This window comes from Schnuerera sp. (assembly GCF_035459645.1).
Classification (GTDB): Bacteria; Bacillota; Clostridia; order Tissierellales; family Tepidimicrobiaceae; genus Schnuerera.
The window spans coordinates 1-8648 of record NZ_DATHXO010000541.1 but is presented as its reverse complement, the minus strand read 5'-3'; the positions used below and the strand labels follow the sequence as shown (position 1 = coordinate 8648).

The 8648-nt window shown below is 30.6% G+C and carries 9 protein-coding genes and 1 riboswitch; of the genes, 7 read left to right on the top strand and 2 right to left on the bottom strand.

Annotated features, from left to right (window positions below; all coding sequences use genetic code 11):
• From VK998_RS12710 to VK998_RS12695, 4 genes are all read left to right on the top strand, one after another.
• Nucleotides 1-853 (top strand): ABC transporter permease (locus VK998_RS12710; RefSeq protein ID WP_325228983.1); only part of this gene is annotated, 853 nt, incomplete at its 5' end.
• 20 nt (nt 854-873) lie between these two features.
• Entirely contained in the window at nt 874-2061 is a 1188-nt protein-coding gene (locus VK998_RS12705; RefSeq protein ID WP_325228980.1) for a quaternary amine ABC transporter ATP-binding protein, read from the top strand.
• 84 nt (nt 2062-2145) lie between these two features.
• Nucleotides 2146-2240, top strand: a riboswitch (THF riboswitch).
• Between the two features lie 69 nt (nt 2241-2309).
• Complete coding sequence (locus VK998_RS12700) at nt 2310-2843, top strand: folate family ECF transporter S component (protein ID WP_325228977.1); 534 nt, start codon at nt 2310-2312, stop codon at nt 2841-2843.
• 135 nt (nt 2844-2978) lie between these two features.
• On the top strand, nt 2979-3986 hold the full coding sequence (locus VK998_RS12695; RefSeq protein ID WP_325228974.1) for a D-alanine--D-alanine ligase family protein: 1008 nt from the start codon (nt 2979-2981) through the stop codon (nt 3984-3986).
• Between the two features lie 42 nt (nt 3987-4028).
• On the opposite strand, the gene VK998_RS12690 is transcribed toward VK998_RS12695, so the two are convergent.
• Complete coding sequence (locus VK998_RS12690; RefSeq protein ID WP_325228971.1) at nt 4029-4622, bottom strand: DsbA family oxidoreductase; 594 nt, start codon at nt 4620-4622, stop codon at nt 4029-4031.
• Between the two features lie 96 nt (nt 4623-4718).
• Complete coding sequence (locus tag VK998_RS12685; RefSeq protein ID WP_325228968.1) at nt 4719-5396, bottom strand: PHP domain-containing protein; 678 nt, start codon at nt 5394-5396, stop codon at nt 4719-4721.
• A gap of 176 nt (nt 5397-5572) precedes the next feature.
• On the opposite strand from VK998_RS12685, the gene VK998_RS12680 reads away from it, so the two are divergent.
• From VK998_RS12680 to VK998_RS12670, 3 genes are all read left to right on the top strand, one after another.
• On the top strand, nt 5573-6646 hold the full coding sequence (locus tag VK998_RS12680) for an ABC transporter substrate-binding protein (protein ID WP_325228965.1): 1074 nt from the start codon (nt 5573-5575) through the stop codon (nt 6644-6646).
• Between the two features lies 1 nt (nt 6647).
• Nucleotides 6648-8309, top strand: coding sequence for an ABC transporter permease (locus VK998_RS12675; RefSeq protein WP_325228962.1), 1662 nt, complete (start codon nt 6648-6650; stop codon nt 8307-8309).
• Nucleotides 8299-8648 (top strand): ABC transporter ATP-binding protein (locus VK998_RS12670; protein ID WP_325228960.1); only part of this gene is annotated, 350 nt, incomplete at its 3' end. The genes VK998_RS12675 and VK998_RS12670, both read left to right, overlap by 11 nt.

Genomic DNA, 8648 nt, shown 5'->3' with positions numbered 1-8648 from the left:
GAATTTAAATAAGTTTCCAGAAAACCTTAGTATAGGATTAGGTATATATGTGGAGAGAGTTGTTTCTTGGTTAACAGAAAGTTTCCAAGGTTTTTTTGATGGTTTAGCTAGAGGAATAAACTGGATTGTTTCTAGTATAAGAAATATTTTAGCTTTTATTCCTTGGTTTATATTTATTTTATTAATATTTTTACTTGGGTGGAGATCTATTAATTGGAAAACAGGAATCATGTTTTCGATTATGATTTTTGTAATTGGGATGTTAGGTCTTTGGGATGATATGATATTTACTCTATCAATAGTATTAACAGGTGTTTTAATAGCTATAATATTAGGTATACCTTTAGGGATATATATGGCTAATAGTGATAGGTTAGAAGCTTTTATAAAACCTTTATTAGACGGAGCACAGACTATGCCTAGTTTTGTACATCTCATACCTGCAATGATATTCTTTGGATTAGGAACTGTACCTGCAGTATTTGCAACTATTATATATTCTGTTGCGCCATGTATAAGGCTAACTAATCTAGGGATTAGGAGAGTGCCGAAAGAAATGAGAGAAGCTGCATATTCTTATGGTTCATCACGTTGGCAAGTATTAACTAAAGTGGAGCTTCCTCAAGCAATGCCAACTATTATGGCAGGTATAAATCAAACTACAATGGCAGCTATGTCCATGGTAGTAATATCTTCAATGGTTGGGGCAAAAGGCCTTGGAGAAAGCGTATTAATAGCTATAAATAGAACTGATATTGCAATGGGTTTTGATGCAGGAATAAGTATAGTATTTTTAGCTATTATAATCGATAGAATTACACAAAAAATATCTAATAGCAGTCAAAATCTTTAGATGGTAATGGAGGTGATAAGATGTCAGAACAAATTGTGGTAAATAATTTAGTTAAAATTTTTGGGAATAGACCAAAACTAGCAATGGAAAAATTAAAACAAGGTTGGTCTAAAAATGAGATATTAGACAAAATAGGCCAAACTGTTGGAGTAAACAATGTTAGTTTCTCTGTAAAAAAGGGCGAAATATTTGTTATAATTGGTTTATCAGGTAGTGGTAAATCTACATTAATAAGATGCCTTAATCTATTAAACAAACCTACATCAGGAGAAATAATTGTTGATGGTGAAAATATCGTTAAATATGACAAGGAAGAGTTAAGAGAGTTTAGACAAGAGAAAATGGCTATGGTATTTCAACATTTTGGGCTTTTTACCCATAGAACTATATTAGGTAATGTAGAATATGGACTAGAAATAAAAAATATTGATAAAGATAAAAGAAGAAAAATAGCGTTGAAAGCAATAGAAGAGGTAGGACTTAAGGGTTGGGAAGATAAAATGCCCAATGAGCTCAGTGGAGGAATGCAACAAAGGGTAGGATTATCTAGAGCTCTTGCTAATGATCCTGATATTCTTCTTATGGATGAACCTTTTAGTGCACTTGATCCTCTAACAAGAAGAGATATGCAATTAGAATTATTAGATTTACAATCAAAACTAAATAAAACGATTATCTTTATTACCCATGATATTAATGAAGCTTTTAAGTTAGGGGATAGGGTTGCTGTTATGAGAGGTGGATCTATAGTTCAAATAGGAACTCCAGAAGAAATATTAAACAATCCTTCTAATGAATATATAGAGGATTTTGTAAAAGATATTGATCGTACTAAAGTAGTTCAAGCAAAGGATATAATGAAAAGACCAAATGCTATAGTATCATTAAAAGATGGAGTAAGGGTTGCTATAAAAGAAATGCAATCAAATGATATATCTAGTGTATTTGTAGTCGATAAAGATAGAAGAATACAAGGAATTGTTACTATAGATGATTGTATAGACGCTGCAAAAAATGATAAATCTTCTTTAAAAGAAATTTTAAAACATGATTATTATACTACTACAGAAGATAGATTTATAGAAGATTTAATCGACAAAGGAGCAAAGACCAAATATCCTATAGTAGTAGTGAATGATGATAAAAAGGTTTTAGGTATAATTGTACGTACATCCATATTAACAGGTCTTTTAAAAAATGGAGAATAAATAACTACTTGAATATTTATTAATTATTAGATATACTATATACGTAAACAATTTAATTATTACAAAAATCGAACAAATATAAATGGCAGAGTAGGTAGTTTGCGTAAAGTGTTAGAGGATGGGACGTTGCCTCTAAACGAAGAGCTTTTGGCTTGCGTTAAACTATCGCGTTCGCTGACACATCCTGAATGGTCTGCTTTCTTGGTGTGGCAGTTCTGTCATATCACTTAGGAAAGGAGGCTATTTTTATGAAAAAATTAGATTCTAAAAATATTGCCTACTATGCTTTGTTGATTGCGCTAAACGTTGTATTGACAAGAGTAGGCAGTATTAGAATAGGCGGTGGAGGGACTGAAATTGTTAGAATAGGTTTTGGAGGCTTTCCAGTAATTTTTGCTGGAATAGTTTTTGGCCCTTTAGCTGGAGGTATTGTAGGGGCAGTTGGTGATATTGTAGGTATGGTAATTAGCCCTATGGGACCATATTTACCTCATTTTACTTTAACTGCTGCTTTGACAGGAGTCATACCTGGGCTTATTATGTTAAGGTGTAAAGAAAAAGGATGTAGAACTTCCTTTTGGAAGCTTTTATTAGCAATAGGAATAGGACAAGTTACAACCTCTATAGTATTGTGGGCTTACTTTATGAAAATATTATTCGATATACCACTAATAACTATTCTTCCAGGCAGGGTAATAAGTCAATTAGTTAATATACCATTATATGCGTATATGGCTAAGGTACTTATAAGCAGACTCCCTGTAGTTTTAGATACCAATTAAAATAAAAACCACTGCCAGTATATGGCAATGGTTTTGTATTATTTGGATTAATGGGATATAATATAAATTAGAGGCGTTTTTAAGGGGAGACGTCTTTTGTTATTATGTATCATAAAACAAAGGAGATGTTTATTTGTGAAAGTGGCTATAGTTACCGATAAGCCTAGATTTCAAATATTACCTACAGAGGAAGGGATAATGGAAGATAAACAAAAGAGAAAGACTATAAAAGATATTAAGGAAGTACTTTCTAAAAAATATAATTGTATTGATCTAATATTTGATGAAACTTTAATTTCTAAGTTAAAAAAGGAAAAAGTAGATTTAGTTTTTAATTTATGCAATGGAATCAATGGAGATTCAAGACTTTCCCAATTACCAGCTGTTCTAGAATTTGCCGGTATTCCATATACTGGCTCTTCACCACTGGGGCACGGCCTAGCTTATAATAAAATTTACTCATGTAAATTGTTTCAAGGAATAAAAATTCCTACTCCAAAATTTACTTATATTTATAATATAAATGAAGTAAAAAATATAAATATTACTTATCCTGTTATAGTAAAACCTAAAGATGAAGGTTCTAGTAGGGGCATACATGAAAATAGTCTTGTTTTTAATGAAGATGAATTGGTAAAGAAGTTAAAAAATGATTTAGAACTTTATAATCCTCCAATTATGATAACTGAATATATAGAGGGCAGAGAATTTACAGTAGGAGTCTTAGGCAATGGGAAAAATGTAACAGTACTTCCAATTTTAGAAGTGGATTTTTCAGAGCTTCCAAAACATTTAAATAATATTTATAGTTTTGAAGTAAAATTCCATTATGGGGATAAGACTATATTTCATGTACCTGCTAAAATAAAGAAAGAAACGAAAAAGGTAATAGAAAAATTAGCAATAAAAGCATATAATATTTTAGGTATGAGAGATTATGCAAGGGTAGATATAAGGTTAAGAAATGAAATACCTTATGTATTAGAAATAAATTCTTTACCTGGGCTTATGAAAGGGCATAGTGATTTAACTAAAATGGCTGAAGCATCAAAGTTAGGTTATGAAAAGCTAATTATGAAAATTGTCGATAATGCAATTAATAGATATTATTCAGACGACAAATTAAACAATAAGATAGTTTAATAAAATAATCTCCAAGGTATCATTACCTTGGAGATTATTTTATTAGTATGCTAGAAAAGATCTTTTCATCTGTTCATAAGGTCTAATTCCTACCATTTTATGTTCATCATTGATAATAAAAGTAGGGGTACCCTCAACTTCAAATTTATCGATTAACTTTTTAGCAATTTCTAGGTTTTTTTCATATTCACCAGAATCAATAAGTTTATTCATTTTTTCAACATTGAGTCCAGTTTGTTTAGCAATATCATCAAGAATATCTTTATCTCCAATATTTTTTAAATCTGTGAAATACGCTTTAAATGTTTTTTTAGAAAACTCATCATACTTACCTATAGATTTGGCATATTCTCCTGCTAACAGGGCTCTATGGGTATTATAGTCTTTTTCTTGAATTTTGTATTCAATACCATATTCAGTTCCTAATTTGGTTAACATTTCATACATTTTTTCTGCATAGATCTTTGGATGTTTTCCCTCTACACTTTTACCTTCCAAAGGAATATCTGGATGCATTTCATAAGGAATCCATTCTACATTAAATTCTACACCGTCTTTTTTTAATTTATCAAAAATACCCGTAGCTATAAAACAGAAAGGACATGCATAATCTGAAAAAATTTTTAAATTTAGCAATTTAAATCACCCCATATTTTGTTATTAGAAGTATATATACCCAAAAATTAATAGAAAAAAATATCATATAAACTAATTTATTTATGGGGCTAATAGTTATTTACGTTTAAGATTTGTTATTTTTTCTCTTGGTAATAGTTCTTCATAAGAATAATCAAAGTCTGTAAATGTTCCATCTCTTCTCATTACAGGGTGAAAATTTCTAGATTTAATGGCTTCTACAAAGTCCTTACTATCTCTTATAGTATCGTAAAACTTAGTTGCATATTTACCAATTCTATCCATTACATGGGCATCGCTAGCACCTAAAGAGGGCAAACCTAGTTGGGTAGCTGTTGCATAGGCATATAGGTTATGGTAAGAGTAAGTGCTTCCGTTAAAGGATTCAACACCGTCTAATATATCAGCTACTTCATGTAGATGACCTTCTAATCCTCTATTGTTATTTCTAAAAGGATGAGCAGCAATGGCTACTCCACCATGTTTTTTCACCAATCTAAGAAGTTCTTCAGCATGCATCTTTTCCTTTGGAATATCTTTTAGGCCAAAAACTAATATATCTCCTTGATGGGTAAGGATTTCAGCGCCAACTATTACTAATACTCCGTTAATCTTTACAGAATCACCTAGATCGTTTCTTAAATCGTTATTATCATGGTTTGTCATACATATTCCATCAAGGCCTATAAGCTTTGCCATATCTATGGCTTTTTTTAAATCAATAAAGCTGTCTGATGAATATTTGTTTTCATGTATATGAGTATCTATTATCATTATTATTTTGCCTCCATTTTTAATACTAATTAAATCATACCATAAAACCAGTTATAATAATCTAGTATAGATAAAAACTATAATTCAACGGCAACTATAATATATTTTAATGAAGGATTTATTCACACAATATTATGTTATAATGTTTGAGGAAATATCGAAACGGAGGGAAAAACATGAAAAAAACTAGTAAAATACTTATTTTGTTATTAATTTTTTCAATGATTTTATCACTGGCTGCTTGTAAAAAAACAGAGACACCTGATGATGAAGGAGAAGTACAAGAAGAAACAGCTAATGATGAGGAAAATACTGATTTAGAAGGTACGACCTTAAACATTGTAGCTACTTCTGAGTCTTATAAGGAATTTTTTGATAAATTCACTGATGAGACTGGAATTAAAGTAGAGTTTATATCCATGTCATCTGGAGAACTTTTATCAAGAGTAAGAGCAGAGGAAGGAAAGCCTATGGCTGATGTATGGTTTGGTGGAGGCTTAGATGCTTTTATGCAAGCTAAAGAAGAAGGCTTACTTGAATCCTATATATCAAAGGAATCTGAAGACATACCTGCGGAGTTTAAAGACCCTGAAGGGTATTGGATTGGAAAAGGTCTTACTATTGTAGGGCTACTAGTTAACAAGGATATTTTAGAAGAAAATAATCTATCTATGCCAACTAGCTGGAAAGATTTGACCAACCCAGTTTATAAAGATGAAATAATAATGTCTAATCCAGCTATTTCAGGAACAAACTATGCAGCAGTAAATGGACTATTGCAAATGATGGGAGAAGAAGAAGGATGGAAGTTTTTTGAAGAATTAGATAAGAATATCCCTTATTATGCTAAGAGAGGCAAGGACCCTCAGTTGAAGACTATGGAAGGAGAATTTGCTATAGGAATTATTCCTGCTGATAAATCAGCTTTTGACCTTCAAGAAGAGCAGAATGTTGAAGTAGTTTTCCCAGAAGATGGTATACCATGGGTACCTGAAGGGGTTGCCATATTCAAAAATAGTCAAAATTTAGAAGGAGCCAAGGCTTTTATAGATTTTATGCTTTCCAAAGAAAATCAACAAATTCTTGCACAAATAGATGGAAAAGATGGGGCTCAAATGGTTAAACCAGGGGTAGAAGGCTATGATTTAGGTGTACCAGAAGAAAGATTTATTAAACAGAATTTATCTTCCTTTGGTAAGGATAGGGAGCCAATACTAGAAAAATGGTCAGAACTTGTAGGTGATAAATAATATGAAAATAGAAAAAAACAGGGTATCTAGTAAAATAGGTACCCCTTTTTTAAATTTTATTGATAAACTGATACTTACGATAATCATATTTCTTGTTATAATATTTGTTTTTTTCCCAATGGTATCAGTGATTAGCAAAAGCTTTATTGTTGATGGAGAGTTTACATTGGATATTTATAAGAGCTTATTAAATAAAAACATAATATTACTTAAAAATAGCCTTTTTGTTGCAATATTGACTACTATAATATCTACTGTTTTGTCCATAGCTGTTTCTATATATATTAGCTTTACTAATAGTAAGTATAAAAAAATACTTACTACAATTTTAATGTTGACTATGATATCACCTCCATTTGTTTCTTCCTTAGCCTATATATCTTTATTTGGTAGGCGAGGCTTTATTACTCATAATATATTAGGGTTTACTGCTAATACCTATGGGTGGCAAGGAATAGTAGCTATGCAATCTCTAGGATTTACGTCACTTAATGCTTTAATGTTAATTGGAGTTATTAATGGCATAGATAAAAGTTTATTCAATAGTTCATTAGATTTAGGAGGAAATTCATCCTATACCATTACAAAGATTCTTATACCCTTGATGAGGCCAGGGATTATTGTAGTTGGGTTGCTTACTTTTGTTAGATCCTTAGCAGATTTTAGTACGCCGATTATTATAGGGGGTTCCTTTAATGTATTAGCTACTCAGGCATATTTAAATGTAGTAGCCTATTCAGACTTACCTATGGCTGCAGCTATTAGTATATTATTATTTATACCTGCTATTATAGCTTTTATTTTATATAGAATATTTTTAAAGGATTCAAATATTATAACAGGAACTAATTTTCGAGAAGAATCTGATGAAACTATACTCAGAATAGAAGGATTTTTTCCTAGGTTACTACAGATAATATCATATTTGTTCTTAACTATGATGATTTTGCAGTATCTATCCATCTTTATTTCTGCTATGACAAAACAAAGATTTGGAACCATGTATTTTACTTTTGATAATATAAAAGAATCTAAAAATTATATTTCGGGAAGTTTTTTAAGAAGTATTCTATATTCTTTGATTACTGGTGTTGTTGGAAGTATTATAGGCTTCTTAATATCCTATTATTTAGAAATTAGAAAGATTAAAGGAATGAAGATTATAGACTTTATTTCTACAATGCCTTATATTATTCCAGGAACATTTTTTGGATTAGGATATATTTTAGCTTTTAATAAATATCCACTAGAACTTACAGGAACTGGTTTAATAGTGATACTGAATTGTATTTTTAAACAGCTACCATTACCTACAAAGGCTAGTAGTGCAGTTATCTCCCAAATAAACCCTCAAGTAACAGAAGCTTGTAAGGATTTAGGAGCTCATGATTTATATATATTAAAAGATGTAATAACTCCTATGTCAAAATCAGCATTTTTAATATCTTTTGTCAACAACTTTACTGCAACTATGACTACTATAGGCTCGATAATATTTTTAGTGTATCCTGGGAAGAAACTTGCTACTCTTGTAATGTTTGATGCTATACAAAGTGGTAAGTATAGGATAGGATCGGTAATTGCCTGTATGCTAATTCTTATTACTTTAGTTGTAAATATTATCTTTTCAAAATTCTTGTTGGAGGAAAAAAATGTTTATTAAGGTAGATAATTTAACTAAAAAATTTGGTGATTTAACGGCAGTAGATAATCTAAGTTTTGAAGTAAATAAAAGTGAACTTGTATGTGTATTAGGACCTAGTGGATGTGGAAAGACTACTGTTTTAAAGACTATTGGTGGTTTTTTAAAACCGGAAGTTGGTAAAATATACATTGATGGCGAAGATATAACGCATCTATATCCAGAAAAACGGCCTGTATCTACTGTATTTCAATCTTATGCGCTTTTTCCACATATGACGGTAATACAAAATGTTGTTTATGGATTAAAGTTTAGAGGTTTTTCTAAACAAACAGCTTTAATTAAAGGAGAAGAATATTT